At 31.5% G+C, this 20,928-nt stretch carries 12 protein-coding genes; 5 read left to right on the top strand and 7 right to left on the bottom strand.

The window, feature by feature from the left end; genetic code table 11:
- Positions 1-9: 9 nt before the first annotated feature.
- The 5 genes from ACUUYC_RS17960 to ACUUYC_RS17940 all read right to left on the bottom strand — a co-directional run bounded on the left by ACUUYC_RS17960 (position 10) and on the right by ACUUYC_RS17940 (position 10,088).
- A complete protein-coding gene (locus ACUUYC_RS17960; RefSeq protein WP_474268058.1) occupies positions 10-1,524 on the bottom strand; it encodes a RagB/SusD family nutrient uptake outer membrane protein in 1,515 nt (504 codons plus the stop codon).
- A 5-nt stretch (positions 1,525-1,529) separates the two neighbouring features.
- Complete coding sequence (locus ACUUYC_RS17955; protein WP_474268057.1) at positions 1,530-4,631, bottom strand: SusC/RagA family TonB-linked outer membrane protein; 3,102 nt, start codon at positions 4,629-4,631, stop codon at positions 1,530-1,532.
- Positions 4,632-4,883: 252 nt separating this feature from the next.
- Positions 4,884-7,679 (bottom strand): helix-turn-helix and ligand-binding sensor domain-containing protein, encoded by a 2,796-nt coding sequence (locus ACUUYC_RS17950; RefSeq protein WP_474268056.1) that lies wholly within the window; start codon positions 7,677-7,679, stop codon positions 4,884-4,886.
- Positions 7,680-7,797: 118 nt separating this feature from the next.
- Positions 7,798-8,802: a FlgO family outer membrane protein gene (locus ACUUYC_RS17945; protein WP_474268055.1), complete on the bottom strand. Its 1,005-nt coding sequence runs from the start codon at positions 8,800-8,802 to the stop codon at positions 7,798-7,800.
- Positions 8,799-10,088, bottom strand: coding sequence for a hypothetical protein (locus ACUUYC_RS17940; RefSeq protein WP_474268054.1), 1,290 nt, complete (start codon positions 10,086-10,088; stop codon positions 8,799-8,801). Before ACUUYC_RS17940 ends, ACUUYC_RS17945 begins: the two co-directional genes overlap by 4 nt.
- 214 nt (positions 10,089-10,302) lie before the next feature.
- Between ACUUYC_RS17940 and ACUUYC_RS17935 the strand changes: the two genes are divergently transcribed.
- Entirely contained in the window at positions 10,303-10,488 is a 186-nt protein-coding gene (locus ACUUYC_RS17935; protein ID WP_474268053.1) for a hypothetical protein, read from the top strand.
- Positions 10,489-10,529: 41 nt separating this feature from the next.
- Here ACUUYC_RS17935 and ACUUYC_RS17930 read toward each other — a convergent pair whose 3' ends face one another.
- Both ACUUYC_RS17930 and ACUUYC_RS17925 read right to left on the bottom strand, forming a co-directional pair.
- The gene (locus ACUUYC_RS17930) at positions 10,530-11,195 is read right to left on the bottom strand and encodes a LuxR C-terminal-related transcriptional regulator (RefSeq protein WP_474268052.1); all 666 of its coding nucleotides are present in this window, start codon (positions 11,193-11,195) and stop codon (positions 10,530-10,532) included.
- A gap of 4 nt (positions 11,196-11,199) precedes the next feature.
- On the bottom strand, positions 11,200-13,218 hold the full coding sequence (locus tag ACUUYC_RS17925) for a tetratricopeptide repeat-containing sensor histidine kinase (protein ID WP_474268051.1): 2,019 nt from the start codon (positions 13,216-13,218) through the stop codon (positions 11,200-11,202).
- A 133-nt stretch (positions 13,219-13,351) separates the two neighbouring features.
- Here ACUUYC_RS17925 and ACUUYC_RS17920 point away from each other — a divergent pair, with 133 nt between their 5' ends.
- The 4 genes from ACUUYC_RS17920 (at position 13,352) to ACUUYC_RS17905 (ending at position 20,255) form a co-directional block, all read left to right on the top strand.
- Positions 13,352-15,025, top strand: a complete 1,674-nt coding sequence (locus ACUUYC_RS17920) for a toxin-antitoxin system YwqK family antitoxin (RefSeq protein WP_474268050.1) — start codon at positions 13,352-13,354, stop codon at positions 15,023-15,025.
- Positions 15,026-15,035: 10 nt separating this feature from the next.
- On the top strand, positions 15,036-16,325 hold the full coding sequence (locus ACUUYC_RS17915; protein ID WP_474268049.1) for a hypothetical protein: 1,290 nt from the start codon (positions 15,036-15,038) through the stop codon (positions 16,323-16,325).
- An 18-nt stretch (positions 16,326-16,343) separates the two neighbouring features.
- The gene (locus ACUUYC_RS17910; protein ID WP_474268048.1) at positions 16,344-18,878 is read left to right on the top strand and encodes a choice-of-anchor D domain-containing protein; all 2,535 of its coding nucleotides are present in this window, start codon (positions 16,344-16,346) and stop codon (positions 18,876-18,878) included.
- A 135-nt stretch (positions 18,879-19,013) separates the two neighbouring features.
- Complete coding sequence (locus tag ACUUYC_RS17905) at positions 19,014-20,255, top strand: mechanosensitive ion channel domain-containing protein (protein ID WP_474268047.1); 1,242 nt, start codon at positions 19,014-19,016, stop codon at positions 20,253-20,255.
- Positions 20,256-20,928: the final 673 nt, after the last annotated feature.

The following is a 20,928-nucleotide window of genomic DNA, read 5'->3' as shown; positions in this document are numbered from 1 at the left end:
CTTTTTTTTTTAATATCCTGGATTTTGTCCCCAACGCTCTTGCGCATTAGCCAATTGTAATTCAATAAGCGGAATTGGGAAAACTTCATTTTTATTTACTTGGAAACCATCAATTGCAGTAGCAGCTTTATTGGTTCTAACAAGGTCAAAGAAACGATGTCCTTCTCCTGCTAGTTCTTTGCGTCTTTCATTGTAGATTGCTTCTAATACATCTCCTTCAGCAGCTGTATAGTTATGGCTAGTATCGCCATATGCTCTTTCTCTTACTTGATTTAAATAATTTTCAACATTTGGGCCACCGCTTTGAGCTTCTGCTTCTGCTGCCATAAGCAATACATCTGCATATCGTATAGATCGGTAGTTTTGTGGATAGTTTAGTGGATCTGAAGAAAGATTTCTTTCACCTTTTCTAGGCATGTACTTTAAATTAAAAAGTCCTGTGTCATCACGTCCTTGAGAGTACGTGTCTTGTGCATCTCTAAGGTCGTAAAAAGTTACATCTCTTCTCATGTCTCCAGCTTCAAACAAATCGTATAGTTCTTGTGAAGGTAAACAGAATCCCCAACCAGCTTCATAAACTGGATTGTCATAAGGTGATCTTGGTCCACAAAATTTAGGGAAATATGTTCCTTGACTACAAGTGATACATGACCAGCTTGCTCCTTCAACACCTGTGTATTGAATTTCAAATACTGATTCTGTACCATTTTCACCTACATTATCAAAAAGTACTGAATAATCAGCACCTGTAGTTAGGCTATATTGACTACCAGAAATAACTTGGTTAAGTACAATAGCTGCATCTCCAAATTTTCCTTGGTCATACGTACCGTGATATAAATATACTTTTCCTAATAAGGCTTGTGCAGCACCTTTGGTTACCTTATATGGTAAACTTTGTGTTGTAGGTAAGTTTGGTATTGCCTCTTTTAAATCTTCTTCTATTGCGCTATATGCTGTAGCAATATCTGCAATTCTAGTCATACCAAATTCATCTTCAGCAATTACACGTGCATCTACAATTCTTAAAACACCATTGCGTTCTTCAGTTTTTAAAGGAACATTTCCAAAGTATTTTACTAATTCAAATGTAAAATATGCTCTTAAAAAATATGCTTCAGCAATTACTTGATCTCGTCCAGCAAAATCTGTTTTATCTTTAAATTCTAATATATAATTAGCTCTGTTTAATCCTGCATACATTAAACCCCAAATATCTCTTAACTGATTTTCATCAGAAGGTGTTTGTGTCATAAGGTTGATGTTTTGCAACGTAGGCTGATCAAAGTTAAATGAATCTCCTCCAGCAGCGTAGTCATCTGATGCAATGATACCAGTTAAAGCATTCCAAAACGTTGCTTGTAATAAATCATAAGCTCCAATTAAAGCGCTTTCGTATTCTTCTTGAGAATTGAAAAAGTTATCTGCATTTGACCCTGCAGGTTCAACTTCTACAAAATCATCACTACATCCAGTAATATGGAAACAAGTAATGGTTAATAAAATTATTAATGTTCTTTTCATGACAATTAAAAGTTTAAATTAATTCCTAGTAAATATGATGATGCAACTGGATAGAAACCTTTATCTATAGCACCTCCTAATGGAGCACCAGTATTTGCAGAAGGGTCATACCCTTGGTAATCAGTAATCGTAAATAGATTATTTCCTGAAACATATAATCTTAGTTTATCTATTCCAAAACTAGAATTGAATTTATCACCAAATGTGTAACCAAGTTGAACGTTTTGTAATCGTAGGAATGAAGCATCTTCTACAAAGAAATCTGAGAAAAGATCTGTATTTATAGAAGCTCCAGAACTTGCTCTTGGCACAGAATTACTTGTTCCTGATCCTTGCCAACGGTCTAACATGTAAACTCCTCTGTTGGCATACAAGTCTTTACGTTCGTAGTCTCTAACCATATCATTACCGAGAGATGCAAAGGCATTGGCACTAAAATCTATATTTTTATACGTGAATCCTATATTTATACCCATTGTAATATCTGGGATAGGATCTCCAATATTTGTTCTATCATCAGGAGTTATTTCTCCATCTCCATTGGTATCTACAAATCTTAAGTCTCCTGGGCTAATGTCTCCAACAGTACTATACGTACCAGAAGGCGAAGCTCCATCTAAAGCATCAATTTCAGCTTGCGTTTGATATAAACCATTTGTTTGATATCCGTAATAGTGTCCTAATGGTAATCCTGGTATCATACGAGTAACATCTGTTATTCCTAATCCTACTCCGAAATCACCACCTACAGGAGGAATTCTATTATTTAAAGATACTACTTCATTATCAATAGTAGTAAAGTTAAAACTGAAGTTGAATTTAAAATCATCTGAGAAGTTCTCATTGTAACCCAATACAAATTCAAAACCTTTATTTTCAACCGTACCTGCATTCACAATTGGAGATGCTGATCCTGGTGCTGTAGTACCAAGAACGGCTGAGGCTTGAGGTCTTATTAATAAATCTTTTGTTTGTTTGCGATACACATCAGCTGAGAAGCTAATTTTATTATCTAATAATCGTACATCTACACCAAGATTCGCAGTTTCTTGCTCTTCCCATTTTAGATTTGGATTTCCTAATTCTCCTGGCGCGCTTCCAAAAACTAAACCACTGATATCATTAATATTACCTGGATCAACAGTAGCTTGACCATTTAATCTTGTTATGTAAGCAAAACTTGGAATTTTATCATTTCCTATAATACCGTAACTCGCTCTTAATTTTAAGCTGTTTAGCCAAGTACTATTTTCTAGAAATGATTCTTCTGAAACATTCCATCCAATAGAACCTGAAGGGAAATACCCAACATTGTTATCATCTATAGAAGAAAACTGAGAAGATACATCTCTACGTAATACAAAAGATAGTAAGTATTTTTCTTTATAACTGTATTGTATTCTTGTGAAAAGTGAAGATAAACGTACATCAAACCAATCTGCTCCATTTTCTAGTGCAGCTGCATTGAAACGAGCTTCAGGAACCATACCTTCGTCTGTAACTGATTGACCTTCTTGATTTGTTCCTACTTGAGTAGTTGCTCTATATCCATAAAAGTATCCTTTATTTCTATATAATGATGTACCTAATAGTACAGTAACATCATGTGCGTCTTTAAATGTATTGTTATAAGAAATATAATTATCCCACGTAAAGTCGTCATAATCAGCTCCAAAATCTATTACTTCATTCGTAATATTGTTATCCGTTATGTCACCAAAGTTTGCTGCCTTACCGTTTCCATAAAACACTTCTGGTCTAAACACATCATCACGTACATTGGCATGATTGATTTGAAATTTAGAGCTTACTTTAAAGTTTTTCAAAAACGTATAATCCAATCCTAGTACTCCACTAAATTTAGAAACTCTACTTGTATTATATGTATTTTCTATTTGTGCTACTGGATTAATGATTTCAATTTGGCTAATATCATTTGCAAGTGCAAAATCTCCATTTTCATCTCTTACAGACATTGTTGGGTTTATATTTACCGCATTGTACAATACTGCACCAATACCACCTTCTTGAAGGTTTTGTTTTTTAGATATGGTATGTAGTCCGTTTGCTGTAAGTTTTAGATTCTCTAAAATATCGTATTGATAATTTAATCTAGCAGTTATTCTTTCAAAATTATTTTTACTACCTCCAACAATACCATCTTGATTTAGATACGAAACACTAAATCCGTAAGCAGATTTTTCAGTACCGCCATTTCCGCTAAAGTTAACGCTATTTATAGCTGCTGTTTCAAAAACTTCATCTTGCCAATCAGTTCCTTGATTTGGATAGACAAAAAATTCTGTTGCATCTGCAGCATCGTTCACATATCTAGCAAAATCTGGTGCAGTTAATAAGTCTATCTTATTACTTGTGGTTTGAAATCCAGTATATGCATCAAATTTAAACTTCAATTCTGAATTTTTCTTACCCGATTTTGTTGTTATTAATATAACACCGTTAGCAGCTTGTACTCCATAAATTCCTGCTGTGGCATCTTTTAATACATTTATAGATTTGATATCATTTGGGTTAATAACTGATAAGTCTGTTATTCTGTTCCCATCTACCAAAATTAAAGGTGCATTATCACCATTGGTTGTAATACCACGGATTCTAATGTTTGATCCACTACCTGGCGAACCAGAGTTAGACGTTACATTAACACCTGCAACTTGTCCTTGAAGTGCTTGTTCTACTCGTACTGGATTTAATTTCTCTATTGCTTTAGCATCAATGATACTTACAGCTCCAGTAACTTCTTTCTTTTTCTGAGTACCATATCCGATCACAATAACAGATTCTAATGATTGTGCATCTTCTTTCATTATAATGGTTAACTCATTGTTTGATGTAACCACTACTTCTTGAGGTGAAAACCCTATAGAGGAAAATACAAGTGTACTTCCTGGTGGTACATTTTTTAAGGTAAACAACCCATCAAAGTCTGTGGCTGTTCCTTGGGTGGTGTTTTTTATTAGCACACTCGCACCTGGAAGTGGCATGTTGGTTCCTTCCTCCAACACTTTTCCTTTTATCTCAAGGTTTTGCCCATAAGTCCACATCGAGGATAGTATAAGCGAAAGCATGATTAAGTAACGGTTCATATAGTTGATTTTTTAGTCTCAACAATGTATTTATAATTGTTAACGAATCCTTAAAAAACACCTATACAAAAAGCATACACTACAAAAAATAGTGTTCTATATTAACAATTTATTAATAAAAACCCAACAATTGTATAGCATTCGCAGTAATTGTGAAAAAATAAAAAAAAGTAACTAGTTTGCCCTTTTTGAGCCAACTACAACGTTGTTGTTGTGGTAATGTTGTAATAGAAAAGTGAGGTGTTGTGTTACTTATAGGTTTAAAAAGTAGTCATTTAGGTTGATTTCTCTTGCCAAGCTAATTTTTTTACGCAAACGGTACCTTTTTATTTCTACGCTTCGTACAGAAATATTAAGTAATGGCGCTATTTCTTTTGAAGAAAGATTTAAGCGTAAGTATGCACACAAACGAAGATCATTTGCGGTAAGTTGTGGATGTAGTTCTTTTACTTTTTTGAAGAAATCCTTATCTGCATGGTTGAATGCTTCTTCAAAGAATTTCCAGTCTTCTGCATTGTTGATATTTTTATCAATCAATCGAATTACTGGTGTAACACTATTTTCTCCATTTTGTTTGTTCAGTTCTTGTTTTATACTATTGAGCGTTTCATTCTTTTTAATCATATTCATCGTAGCAATTGCCAATTCACGATTTTTTGAATCAATATCACTGTTTAGTTGTGAATTTTTTAATTGAATGATTTCTTTTTGTGCTTCTAGTTCTTTTAATGCCAAATCACGTGTCGTTTTTTCTAATAAACGTTCACGTTGTTTTCTATAATAACGTCTATAAAAACTGTTTAATGCAGTAAAGAGTAGTATTGTTAATAATACATAAATAGCTATTGCTAAATTGGATAGATACCAAGGTCTATTAATTTCAAACGTATAACTTGCTGTATTTTCAGTTTCCTGATTGTTGATTCGGGCTTTTACTTTAAATTCGTAACTCCCATGAGGTAAGTTTTCAAACGTTTCTTTAGATTCTGTGCTCCAATCACTCCATCCTTCATACAATCCATCTAAATGATATGAATATTCTGCAACTTCATATTTGTTATACGCTGGAATACTGTAGATAAATGTCAAAAAGTTTTCTTTGGCTTTAAAATCGCCCGCTTCTTTTAATGAAACGTTAGTTAGTCCGCCATCAAGCGTGTTATTCTTTACACTATTAATTGCAACTTTATAATTTATCAGATGCATTGCGCCCAAATCAATAGTAATGTATCCGTCAGAAGTTCCTAATAAATAATCTTTCCCTTTAAGATGTGCAATATTTTCATAACCTATCATCTCGTTTCGCAACGATTGTGGAATTGCAATTTTGTTTAGTTTAAAACTACCATTTAGCTTTTCCTTTGTAACATAGTTGATGTAATTTTTGGTGAATCCCCATAAATAGCCAAGATTATCAACTACTAATTTTCCAGATGAGTATTCATTATTTTGAAACATCGTACTTAGAATAGAATCTTTTTGAAACGTTGCACTAGTAGCATCATACCCAAAAATACCATTCTTATTAGCTTGATAGATCGTGTTATCGAATTGAATTAAACTAGAGTTTGCACTTTTTTGAACTGATTCATTCTTTTTAAAAGCCGTTACGCTTTGATAATCATCACTTATAGTTAGCTCGTATACACCTTTATATTCATGATTCATTAATATTTTTGAAGGAGAAACCCATTCAAAATGTTTTGATGAAATGTTGAAGTCTTTTAGTTTATGACTAATTCTCCATACATTGTTTTCTTTCTTAAAAATGTACAATCCATCATAGTTTCCTTGAATGAATGTATTTTTTTTCTTTGGAATTTCTTTAATGTCCCAAGTTCCTAATGCGTTTCCAATTTTTTGCTGCGTTCCATCTTTTATGACGAATGTTCCTGAGTCATGTCCACAAAATAGCTCATCATTTAGTACACGCAAACACCATATTTGACCTTTTGTACCTTCTACAAAGTTGAAAGCTGTTTTATTTTCTTCTTTTCTGAAAAATAGTCCTTGATTTGTTCCTAGATACACATATCCGTTGTGAATAATAGACGCGTAAATAGTTCCCAAGCGTCCTTTTTGATCCGCAAAATATTTAAAAGGTTCTTTTAAATTGATACAATTGATTCCATTGTCGAGACCAATCCAAACATTTCCATTAACATCTTCATATAATGCAAGTGCGGTATTATCGCCCAATCCACTTGATTGATCGATATGATTTAGTAATTCTCCTTCTTCTGAAACGTGTACAATTCCTTTTGCAATAGTTCCTAATACAAAACTTCCATCCGAAAGTTGAATACTTGTGTAGATACTTTTTTGATTGTATTGTGTTTGGTATGGTAAGTCAATTGCTGTTAAACTTTCTTCATCATACGTAAACCAACCATTGTTTCGTGTTATGATTAGTTTTTTGTTTCCTTTGGAAAACAAACCAACAATTCGATTGTTTTTTAATATAGGATTATCGCTGACTAATCTTTTTTCCCCGTTTTCTATAGTATATAAGCCTTCATCTAATACTTGAAACAAAAGTTCATCATCAATTTTGTAGAGTTTTGTCAAAACATTATTAACATGGATCGTCTTACAAACCTTTGTTTCCGTGTTGTAACTGTAAATACTATTCAATGATTGAAAAAGCACCCATTTATCTAAATGAATGATGTTCCAAATTTGTTCATCTTCTAGCATTTCAATACCAGATTGATCGCTTAGTGATGTGTATTCTAGATTTCCTTCATCGTTTCGAATCCAGCAACCAAAATTTCTGTAAAAGCCTGTGTAAATTTTATCCCCGATCACCTTTACCGAACGCATGATGGTTTCATTTGGTGTTTTATACAACTTCCATTGTGCACCATCATATTCCAACAATCCTTTATTATTCGCAATGTACATATACGAATCATTGGATTGCGAAAGCATCCAGTTTTGATTATCGGCATTATATATTTTGGGAGTATAGTTTATAATTGGAGGTAATTCCTGAGCTAAGGAAAAACTAAAGAACAACACAAAAAATACATTAATTAGGGTTCGCAAAAAATAATTGGGTTTGAGTTTAATGTAAATCTACGGTTATTTTTTTAAAGAACTTTTGCGAACTCTTAATTTCTTGTGTTTTTATAAGCTAGTTTTATTACTCTTTCTTTTTCTTGAGTTAATTATTACCTTCATTATTTTTTCTGCGTTTTTTAATAACATAGTCAAATATATCTAAAAGTACTTCTTCTGTTTTTTTACGTTTCGTTTTTGGTCTTGTTTTCGGTTTTTGTTTTTTATTGTTTGAATTCTTATTTGTTCCGTCATTTATAGTATATGTTAGAGATTTGCATTTTTCAACTTTTATATTTCCTTTAATCTCTCTACTATAACTAAGTTTTCCTCCACGAAAAAAATAAGCTTCGGCTGGCACATTAAATATACATGCATTTTGCCCTCTTTTAATAGTTATAGTTCGAAATGCTAGATTAACAGCTACCTTAGGTCTATATCTGAAAATCTCTAAAAACAAATTGGAACCTGTATTATTTTCAAAACAATAGTCACCTGTCTTTAAGCGTTCACAATCTTCATCCGTTGACCGTGGATCGTTTTCATCTTCTACAATAATAACTCTTTCCTGCTTTTTCCTATTGACACTACGATTTTCATATTCTTCACTTAAAATATGTTTTAAACTTTCATCTGGACGTACAGTTTTTATGGCGGCTGCGATTTGTTTTCCAGTTTGTGTGTCTATAATTTTTATCCGTACGCGTAAATGATGTAAGGTATAATCAACAGTACCAGTTACAATAGCATCTGCTGCCACTAATTTGTTTACTTCTTTTGCCGTTGCAGGATCTATAAAGCCTTCTTCATTCCATTGATGTTCTGCACTTAATTGTTCTATGTGATCTCTATCAACCACTTCAAAGTTTTCTGCTACATTGGTAAAGTGCACAGAAAAGTCTCTTCCTACATAATCACCTATCTCCGTTTTTTTTCCTTTCGTATTATGAAAAAACCAAACAGCAACCACTAATTTATTTTTTTGCTTAACTCGCGCTACTGTTTGATTAGCTAGACTGATCATATCTTTTTCAAAATCTGTATCTTGTCCGAAAACAAAAGGTGAATAACATATTGTTATTAAAAATCCTATGAGTGTAATTTTTTTCATAATGTAAATTTTTTAATAGTGTTTCTTTTTGCAATGCTATTAGTTGTTCCATTGCTCGTTACTGAGTTTGCATATGAGGTTAGTATGCTTCCTGTACGGACATCCGTAATTGTATAATGTATAGTTAACGTACATGTTTGTTTTGTTTTTAATACTGTATTTTGCTTAAATTCATACGTTACTTTACCAACACATATGTAATCTGTATGCTTAGACAAATCAGCTCCAAGTTGTTTTAGATCTCCTTGAAATAGTGATGCTTTTAGTTGCTGACTAAGTTGATTTGTTGAAATCAACTGTTGTGTTACGGCATATTCATTCCTTAATTGTTGTTTTAGGTATGTTGTAAAATCCGTTTCTAAATTTGATATTGAATCGAATATAAATACACTTAATTCTTTATGCTCTTTTGTATTAATAACTGAACTATTCAAAGAAATAGAAGGTTTTGTGCCATTTTTAGGTTTAGTTGTCTCCGTAACATTCATATTTCCTTCTTCTTCATTATGTAAAGGACTTTTAAGAACTATGTATTCTGTTATCACTTCTCTATTTATCGGTTGTAATTGTTTTCCTGATGTTGGATGTATGCCAGCTGCATTGTAAAATTCTGGTTGATTATTATTCGTTGTATACCAAACTATAGGTTGTTGTTGTTCATCAAAGAATTTTGTGGTAGCATCTGGAAAAATTCTATTAATATCACTTACCGTAAAATTTTTAGTATGGATCGTAATGGGAGAACTATTTGAATTATTCTTATTATAACTCTGTATACATATAGTGTAAAAGAAAGCAATCGCAACAATAGCTACTACTACTATTACACTGAAGTGAAATTTACTTTTTACATCTTTTCCTTCAACTTTTATCGGTTTAGCTTTTGATGGTTTACTAACTTTTTCAAGTTTAATTTTGGTGTAATCATAATGCCTATCAAATGGTCGTGGTTTTATGTCTAATAACAAAGCACAAATATTAAGTAACCCTCGTTTCTGCGGATCTTTTGTATTTCCTGATAATAAGCGGCTTATATTTTTGCTTAGTGTTTCTGCTTTTTTTGTAAATTCTACTAACAGTTTCGAGTTGTCCTGAATTTCTATGTAATTTTTTATAATTACTTGATCATCATCAGATAACTTATCAAAGACTTGAACCAACTGAAATAATTCTTCTTTTACGATGCCTTCATTTAAGTCATGCAGGTAAAATTTGGCATCATTTTCATAAAGCCATTCATACTTTTTTATAATACTTGCCAAATATGGCTTTTGCTTCACATCCATATGCTTTTCTTCTTATTAGACAACCACAGAAAACGCTCGAAAACCCTTGAAAACAAAGAAAACATCAACTTTTAGTTGTCATCTAAAATATTTTTACATCAGTGTTTAAGAGAAGTTAACATAGACTCTTAAATCTAATGTCTTGCGCAGGACACATTGTGTAATAGCTGCTTACTGGAATTCTAGCTACCAAAGCAGCATCATACTTAGTGTCATGAGATATTTAATTATGTTTATTTTATTTGCGTTCATTTCTTTTGGAATGATTTCTTGCACACCTGATCCAATAGAGGATCAACAAGTTGCAACAGAAGTTTTAGCGACCGAAAATGGTTCAGAGGTAACTCCACCACCATCTGAGGAAACTGGAGAAGACGATGAATTAGAACCAAATAGTTAGAAAATAATAGCAGTGACTATACTAGTTAGTCACTGCTTATTTTAACTTTTAAATGGAGCCGTACAGTCTTCAATATTTTCTCTGTTTGCATTCTTGTATTTGATGTATTTACTCATTAATTCGGCTACGTTCTTTACATTAAATTTTTTAAAAAGATTTCGCACGTGTACTTCTACAGTTCTAGGGCTAATGTATAATTGATCAGCTATTTCTTTTTGAATATTTCCTTCACTGAGCTTTTCTAGGATATCATTTTCTCGTTTAGATATGCGCATCCATGATTCAATTTCTAACATTTGAGATATATTGTAATCTACATATTTCCTATCATTTACCACTTCATCTATTGCTGCAAAAGTTTCTTTAACACCTAATTGTTTATCTAGATATGCATCAACATCAAGCTGATTGAATAATTTTTCATAATGAGCGATTCTTGTATTTTGTGTTAAGATCATAATTTTAATTTTAGGATATAATTGCTTCACTTTTTGTGCAATGATAAATCCATCATACTCTTTTGTCTCAAAATTTAAATCTAACAATATGATGTCAATGGCTTCTACTTTCAAAATATCAAGGGTATCCTTATAATTATCAGTATGCAACGTTTTTTCAACTAACGTATGTTGTTGTAACAATAACTGAATACCTTGTGCAAAAATTAATGAATCTTCTACTACTAATATTTTTAGATATGATTTCATAAGACTATTGTTTTATAAGCTGTAATGAAATTTGAACTGTTGTTCCTTTGTCAGTGTGTATAATTTTTAATATTCCATTTAGTAAACTTATACGTTGTTTCATATTTGTAATTCCAATACCATTTGTTGTTGTATTGCTAAACCCTATTCCATTATCTGCAATATCAAATTCTAGCATTTTTTTATTCGTAACTCTATGTGAGATTTTGACTTCTGTAGCTTGTGAATGTTTTTCAATATTGTGCATGGCTTCTAGAAAAATTCCATAAAAATTAGTCTGATCAACTAACTTCATCTCATCTAATAAAGTTGGCAATGGTAATTGTAGGTGTACAAATATTTTTCTGTAATATTGAAATTCAGAAAGTTGTGATACTATGATTTCTGTAAGTGTAGCTTCTTGTATTTTACTATGTAAAGGAGATAATCGATGTGAAATAAGTCGTATTTGTTGATTTACATCTTTAATCTCATTTATAATTGAAGTACTAATTTTATCATATTCTTTAGCTTGAGAAAGAGCTAATATTTTTAATCGAATACCATCATAACTTGTGGTAATAATATCATGTAAGTCTTTACTAATACTTTCTTTTATACTTTCCTGTCCTTGATATGTAGCTGCTAGTTTTTCTAATTCTTGTTGTTGTACAGTTATTTTTTGCTGTTGCCTATAATAAAAATATATTCCCAAACTTATAATCAGTAAAATTGCCAGAATTATTAATAAGATATTTCTATACAGAATAGAGGCTTCTTGTGCTTCAATATGTTCTTCCATAGAAGATGTATTTTGTATCAAATTTTCAATTTTCTGATCTTTTTGATATACTTGTAATTGTTCTTGATAACCTTGGATAATTTTTATTTGATCCTTTTGAAATCCTTCTTTAAGTAATTTTTGATATTTTTTTTGATATAGTAACGCTTCGTGGTATTTACCAATACTTTCATAGTAATTTCCTTTTATTTCATTGAATCTAAGTTCGTTCAATTTGTTAGGACTTATTTTTAAATACTCTTCTGCAGCAGCTAAATATGTAGCAGCGTCTGTATATTGTTTTTCTTTTAAAGCAATCAAAGCTAACTCATTATAAGTAACTGGATAAGACGTTACATCTTCCGTTTCCTTTTTTTGCTTTAAAGCGTTTGTGTACGTTTGTTTTGCTAATTGAATATCATTAGCGATATAATACATTGTTCCTAAGTTGTGTACTACTCTACCTAAATGTATTTTTATTCCTAAATTAGTTCGCAATGCTATTGCTTTTTTGTAATGAAAAATCGCGGAGTCAGATTTTGATTGTTCTTTGTATATGTTTCCTAAACTATTATGTCCGTCAGAAACTTTTTTAAAATCTCCAACTTTCGTCCATAATCGTAATGCTTCTGTGTAATATGTTTGTGCTATATCTAATCTCCCTAAAGTTCGCTGAATAGTTGCGATTGTTCTACAAACACCTGCTTTATCTTTTAACTTATTTAATTGAGAAAAACCTATATACGCTTGTATTAAGTACTTCATAGCCTTAGCGTACTCATTACAATTCTTATATAAAATTCCAGCTTTAGAAAATGTTCTAAACTTTTTGTAGGATTCTGCTTCGTCTTCATAAATCAATACAGAGCGATTTAGAAATTTTAAAACACTGTCTTTCTCTTTCCGATACATTAATGCCAGATTAAAGTTTGCATCTGCTGCATATTCTGAAATAGAATCGTTTTGAATACTTTGCACGAAATATTTTTTTGCGCTATTGTATTCTTTCTTTCTATAATAAATAGCGCCTATTTTATTATAAATATAACTGGTGTCTTCATCAAGGTTTAAATTTGAAGCTAATTGTAATGCTTCTTGATATATAGAAACTGCTGCATTGTATTTTTTATCCGCTTCTAATTCCTTTGCTTTTAATAATAATGAATCAAGTTCAGTATTTACGTTTGTAGTAATTGCTTCCAATACCTGTAATTGAAACACAACTAAAACCCATAAAAATAAATACTTATAGTTGTTCTGCATATGATAATTTTACATTACGAATGTAATTTAAAAAAATTAAAGTAAGAAAAATGAATTTTTAAATACGGGAATTTACGTATTGAATAAAGGTGTAATCATTGATAATATTGAAAGGTGGAATCAATATTACTATATGAAGAAAATAATACTATTTATTTTATTGTTAGTTGCGGCACGTATTACTGCCCAAAATGATGCTTTTTTAGATGAAATAATCGTAAAAGGTGATATTATATATTACAATGGAAGTCCTTTTTCTGGAAATTTATACGAATATAAAGAAGAAGCACTTACTGCAAATAAATGTATTTCAAAATGTCAATATATTGATGGTGTACGCCATGGCTTAAGTAATTATTGGTATATAAATGGGCAGTTAAAAAGTGAAGGAAATTATGAAAAAGGACAAGGTATTGGTACCCATAAATTTTATTTTGAATCTGGCATTATAAAACATATCAAAACATATGAAAATGGTTTTATAATTAAAGATGAATTATTTTATAAAGGCGGAAATTCAAAACATGAAAAAAATTATAATTCACAAGGAATACGTCATGGAGTTTTTAGTACTTGGTATGAAAATGCTCAAAAAAATACAGAAGAAAGCTATCTTAATGGAGTTTCTCAATCTAAGATAAAATATGATCAAGAAGGTGTAAAAAGATTAGAGAGTACATATAAAAACGGGGTACATGTCACTACGAATTCTTATTATGCATCAGGGAATTTAAAAAGTATTAAAAAATATAATCCTACTTCTTCCAAGCTAATAATACATCAAACATTTTTTGACACAAGTGATATTGAAATCTTTAAACAAAGAAGTTATAAAAATGAGAAATTTCACGGGGAACAAATTACCAAAAATGAACAAGGTTATTTTATCTCTGAACAAACCTATGTTGAAGGAAAACTAGTATCCTCAAAAAAGTATAAAAACAACAAACTTTCGTCGCATTCTGAATTCATTAAAGGATTTGAAACTGAAAAAATAAGCATTTTTAATGATAATGAGCTACTTACTTCAACGTCATATTTAACTAATAAAATTAAAGATAGTATTTGGCATACGTATACATTAAACGGTTATAAAGACTCAGAAATAGCATATGTAAATGGTAAAAAAGAATGGCAAGGTAATTACATAAATGACAAAAAAGATGGTGTCTGGATTTATTATAACAATCAAAGTCTTAATCAAATATTTGATAGTTATGATCAAGGAGAAATTACAACAAGTAAAACCTTTGAGAAGGTACACTTATTAGCACATAGAATTAATGAAGCAAATACGTTTGCTTACAGAAATAAATTTACAGATGAGATTATAATTGTAGCTATGGATGCTACTTTTTCAGCAGACACGAATGCTGAAAGAGTAAAGTACACACTAAAATATCTTTTCAATAACTATTTTGAACCTATTACTTCGGTATCTAATGAACCATATCAATTGATTGATAAGTTTATTTCTCTACAAAATCTCGTACTGTCAAAAAAAGAAACACTTCACGAACGTAAAGAGAATCGTCTTGATAAAAACTCACCAATCATAAGAGAAAAAGGATATCACTTCTATATCGCTTTTCAATTGTACTTAACAAATCGTCAACAAGAAGAATTATACAATAGAACTGAAAAAATTAACAAGTCAGACAAAGTTGTAAATGCCCTATTTAATAAGGTTACCAATACCTATGCAAAATCTGAGGGCGCAGCAATAGAGAGTGCTTTCAAATCATTTAAACTAAAGCGTTTTTTTAGAAAAAACTTTAAGAAGGCATATAAAGAGAATAAAAAATAAAATTTACATCATGGGGAACAAATTAACAAACTTAGAAAACAACTATTATTATGGCTTTACACGCTCTATTTGGCATATTGTTATTACCGTTTTGTTTTTAGGACTAATTGGTGGCATTATTATGATTGGATGGAGTTTTATTCCAAGTAGTAAAAAGGTCGTAATAAAAACATCTCCACCAATAAAACAGAGTTATCCGATACAAGTGGATGTTACTACGAATGAAGTTTTACAAAGGTTGCCAAAAGAAAAAAAAGAGATTAAAAAAATTCTTGACGAACAAACTAAAATTGCAAATACGCCTACCAATCAGAAAGCCTATGTCGTTAAAAAAGATATTGATACAGTAAGCCTTAATAATTTTAATAATGAAATAGCCAATTTAAAATTACTCCTTCCTATAAAAGAGTATCGCGATTTGTGGAATCCAAAAGGATACTATACATATCCGCAAGGAAAGCGAAAATATGACGTAACAAAGAATGAGAAATACCGTAAATGGGTTATTACAAGTCAAGGACTAAAAGAACGTATTATTTCTAGGACAGATGCTATGAGTTTTAAAAGTTACAAAGAAAAGTATCAGCTCTTAAAAGCATACAATGAATGTTTGTCTAAAATTAATGCGACGGATCGAGAGTTAATTCTGGAAAAGTTACTGACTTTCTACAATAAAAATAAAACAGAAACAGTAAACGGTATAGAAAAATTGACTGGTTTACTTCCATTGTTCCTTGAAAATTTAGCACAAGTATTTGATAATGAGTCTTACTTCATCAAAAAAAATCCAAAAGATGGAATCGGTATGATTTCGTTTGAAACTGAGATTCTTTCAAAGTTTACGATTGAAGATAGAGTGTCTGCTGCCAAAGTATTGAAAAGTGAATATCTCAACTATTACGATACTAATTTAAAGACTTTTAAAGAAACAACTCAAAACTTCATACAGATGCTTCCAAAATTCTCCAAAGGTCAAGAAGCAGTAGCCTTACAATATTTTTATGAAGTCTACAGAAGTAAAAATGCACAACGTATAGCACAAATTAGAACCATTGATAACAACTATCAACAAAGTATTAACGCTATTGAAAATCAATACCTAGCAGATGTAAAAAATGCACAAGTTGAATACAATAACAAAGTACAAACCAAAGTTTTTTGGCGTGTATATAGTTTTTGGTCTGTTTGTTCTGCTATAGGTAGTGTTTTAGTAGTTACACTAATTCTACTCATGTTATCAATGATTAGAAATGTAAACAAATTAGCAAATGTTTTACTTCTTAAAAAAGAAAATAATTAACCTCTAAAAATTTATACAATGAAAAAAATCTACGTATACTCATTTTTATTTATCTTCCTATATATCGGTTGTACAGAAGATGAAACTACTGATGATGTTGAAGTTATCAATACTGATATTTCGGTAACTGCATCAGAAAATCTTATTTTTTGGTTAGATCAAGACGATTTAGCTCAAAAAGTAGACAATGCTTTCACTTTCAACTTTGGAAATGCTTTAGAAAATGAAATTCAAAAAACAATTACATACAATACGGATTCTACAGAAGTAACTGCGCAGATTGCTTTTAAACAAGCGTTTCAGGAAAAGTATTATGATGGGAATGTGACAAATAATACTAAGACTATTGAGTTACAAAAAAATACTATTAATACTGGATATATTCCAATATCAAGTGAAGCTTTTATGAGTACGCCTTCACAAGAAGTTCCTCTAGCAAGTACAAATAATTTACCGTCTAGTTATGATTTTTCAGACTTAATGCCACCAGTTGGGAATCAAGGTAGTCAAGGTTCTTGTGTCGCTTGGAGTACAGGATATTATTTAAAAAGTTATCATGAAAAAATAGAAAATGGATATTCATATAATGATAATTCTAAGTTAATGAGTCCTGCTTACATATATAATCAAATAAAAGAAAGTACGTGTATCGGTGGTTCATACTTCGTCAATGCGCTTGATTTATTAAAAGATAAAGGTGTATGCTCATTACAAGAAATGCCATACAATGTGAATGATTGTAATACACAGCCAAGTTTTTCACAAAACCAAAGCGCTTCTGCTAACAAAATTGAAAACTATTACAGAATAGATATTAATAACAGTAGTGTTACAAACATTAAATATTATTTATCTAATGATATTCCAGTTGTTATTGGGGTTAAAATTGATGATGAATTTCAAAATAAATTAAATATTAATTATGAATACACATACAATGGAGTTATTAATAGCTCAAATATAGGATATCATGCCATGACATTAGTGGGATATGATGATACAAAAAATGCTTTCAAACTTATAAACTCTTGGGGAGAAGATTGGGGAAATAATGGATATTGTTGGATACATTATGATTTGTTTTCTGATGGAACATTATTTTCAAATAGTACCGTATTTAGAGCTTATTGGACAGAAGATGCAACGAACTCGGTAGGCACTTCTAACATACAACTATCAGGAGATATAAACTTTGGAAATGTAGAAATCGGACAATCAGAAACAAGATCACTTGCCATTGAAAACACTGGAAATGAAAGCTTTAATATAATTGATATTACATCATCAAATACGGCTTTTAGTATAGCTGGTAGTAGTGCTGTCGTTCAACCAAATAGTACAATTACTGTACAACTTCAATTTACGCCAGCCCAAGAACAAACTTATACAGGAATTATTACAGTTGACAATACGGCAGATAATGCCAACAGTACTAATAGTACAATTCAAGTGACTGGTACTGGCTTTATGAATACGAGTAACTCCTCAAACATTTCAATTACTGGTAATCTAAATTTTGGGGATGTAGAAGTTGGACAATCCGATACAAAAACGTTTTCTATCAATAACACAGGAAATCAAAGTTTTACAGTTTCAAGTATCAATTTTCCAAGCAGTGCTTACAGTGCTAATTTTAATTCTGGCACGATAAACCCTAATAATCCACAACAAGTAACTGTTACTTTCCAACCAACAAATGCACAATCATACAGCGGAACAGTTACCGTAAATCATAATGCCGATGCAGGTAATAATACAATCGCTATTAATGGAAATGGTATCAATACTAATACAGGACAACCCAATCTAGTTTACAATGATTATAATATTACAAGTGATGATAATTTTAATGACATTGTAGAAGCTGGAGAGGATATTGATTTTGATATAGAGTTACAAAATATAGGTAATGCTACTGCAACAAATATTGAAGTTATCATAGACACCAATGACCCAGATATAACTATCTCAGACAATGATAGGATTTATGATGATATGCCCGCAGGAGATTTTGAATGGAATGGAGGAGATTTTGATTTTCAAGTATCTCCATCTTGCCCAACAAAAACGGTTGTATTTACAATGCAAATAATTTCAGATCAAGGTAGTTGGACAGATAGTTTTTCAATTCAAGTACAAGGACAAAATGGCGGATTACCACAAGTATATGCCACTAATTCTCCAAGAGATAATTGTTCTGCAACTGGTTCTTCTGACAACTACAGATTAGATTTAAATACTAATTATTATAGAGATAATTGGAATATTGACAATATCCTTAGCTATGGATCAGATGGAAAACGTGGTATGTGGTATCGTTTTAGAACTACAACAGCTGGAACCTACACCATTAATCTAACTATGAATGGAGATCCAGGTTTTCAATTATTCACTGTCTGCGGTGGTTCTCCAGTGGCTATAAGCGATAATTCTAACAGCGATACAGAAACAGGGACTTACACAATAAATGCTGCTAATACAGATATTTATATACGATTTTATGATAATGATGATAATTCTAATATAGATTTTGAGATCTCTATTGAGCATTAAATAAAACTTTGTGATTGGCTAATCAATAAGGTCTAGGCATTTTATTATAAAAAATGCCTAGACTTTTTGTATTCTTTATATCTGAATAATTATAATTCATTTAATGCTACTATCTTTGCAGCAAACATTCTTACCATGGATCCAGAGAATATATTCCATTATATATATGACTTTTTAATTAACCAGGGAGTACCACAAGAAACGGCTGTGTATTTAAACATAGCCATTGGTGGAATCATTGTGGCAATTATTTCATTTGTACTAGATTATGTTGCGCGAAGATTACTAGCAGCCTTAGCACATCGTATTGCGCCACGTACCAATAATTATTTTGATGATTATTTAATTAAAAACAAAACACCTCAATATTTAGCACACTTAGTTCCTATCTTTTTTATTGCTTGGGTTGTTCCGTATTTGTTAGAAGCATTTCCTGACGTAGAAAGTATTGTGCACATGGCGATTGATGTGTATATGATTATACTCATTATTCTTGTGATTAGAAGTGTGTTGCGCTCGTTTAGAGACTATCTTAAAACGTTGAATTCGTTTAAAGACAAACCTATTCATAGCTATATACAAGTATTTATGATATTTGTATGGAGCGTTGGTTTGATCTCTATTTTCTCTGTGATTACAGGAAAATCTATTGTAGCTTTCTTGACAACTTTAGGAGCGTTATCTGCTATTATCTTATTAATTTTCAGAGATACTATTTTAGGTTTTGTTGCAAGTATTCAGGTTGCAGTAAACGATATGGTTCGTATTGGCGATTGGATTACGATGGAAAAGTACGGAGCCGATGGAGATGTTGTAGAAATTAGCTTGGCTACGGTAAAAGTTCAGAATTTTGATAAAACCATTACCACTATCCCAACCTATGCCTTGATTTCTGACTCATTTAAAAACTGGCGCGGAATGAATGAATCAGATGGACGTCGTATAAAACGAGCCATTATTTTAAAAGCACATAGTATTCATTACCTCAGCGATACAGAAATTGAAGAGTTGAAGAAGATAGAATTGATCTCTGATTATTTAGATCATAGACAAAAAGATATTACGGAGTTTAATACAGAAAATGTAAATGATACGTCAGTATTGATCAACGGGCGAAATCTGACCAATATTGGTGTCTTCCGAAAGTATATAGAAGAGTATTTAGAGAGACATCCTGCTATTAATGAAAATATGATGATCATGAGTCGTCAATTGGCACAAACGCCACAAGGTGTTCCGTTGGAAATTTATGCGTTTAGTAAGGATAAAGTGTGGAAAAACTACGAATATATAATGGGTGACATCTTTGATCATCTCTTAGCTGCTGTTCCTTATTTTTATTTAGAAACCTATGAGTTGAATGTTTCAGATCGTTAGATTGTTAGACACGCTACGCTTTGGGGTAGTATAAGGGATTAGATGTTAGGTTTTGGGTTTTGGGTTTTGGTTAAGATACTTCACTCATAACTCATAACTTTTTAACTCTTAACTTTTTTTTGAGGTCTTGGGTATTGGGTATTGGGTAAAAAACTTTCTCTTTTAAAACTACAAGCGTCATTTCGAGTAATTTTCACTAGAAAATTGCATCGAGAAATGCTTTGATATTACTTCACTCTTGGTGTTACATTTCGACTGTGTTCAATGTGGCAGGTTTTCGGTATTAGGGCGCTGTCTTCAAAAATAGTGAGTATTGTATGGAAGTGCGGTGCGCAGCACAACGCATGCAATACAAAACGCGAACGATTCGCAGCAATTTTCTATAGGCAGCTTGATTTTTTTGAGAAGCCTGTGCTGAACTTGATTCAGTATCTTTTATCAAGAAAAAAATGAACGTAATCGCTAATTAAACAAATTACTAAGTTTCTCAAAAACTACTTTCGTATACACTACAATAAAAGAACATAATTCTTTGGTGTTCTTACGCTCTTGATTTTCCGGTGTTAGGGCGCTGTCTTCAAAAATAGTGAGTATTGTATGGAAGTGCGGTGCGCAGCACAACGCATGCAATACAAAACGCGAACGATGCGCAGCAATTTTCTATAGGCAGCTT

This window comes from Kordia sp. E (assembly GCF_056033805.1).
This window is presented reverse-complemented; position numbering and strand designations above follow the sequence as displayed.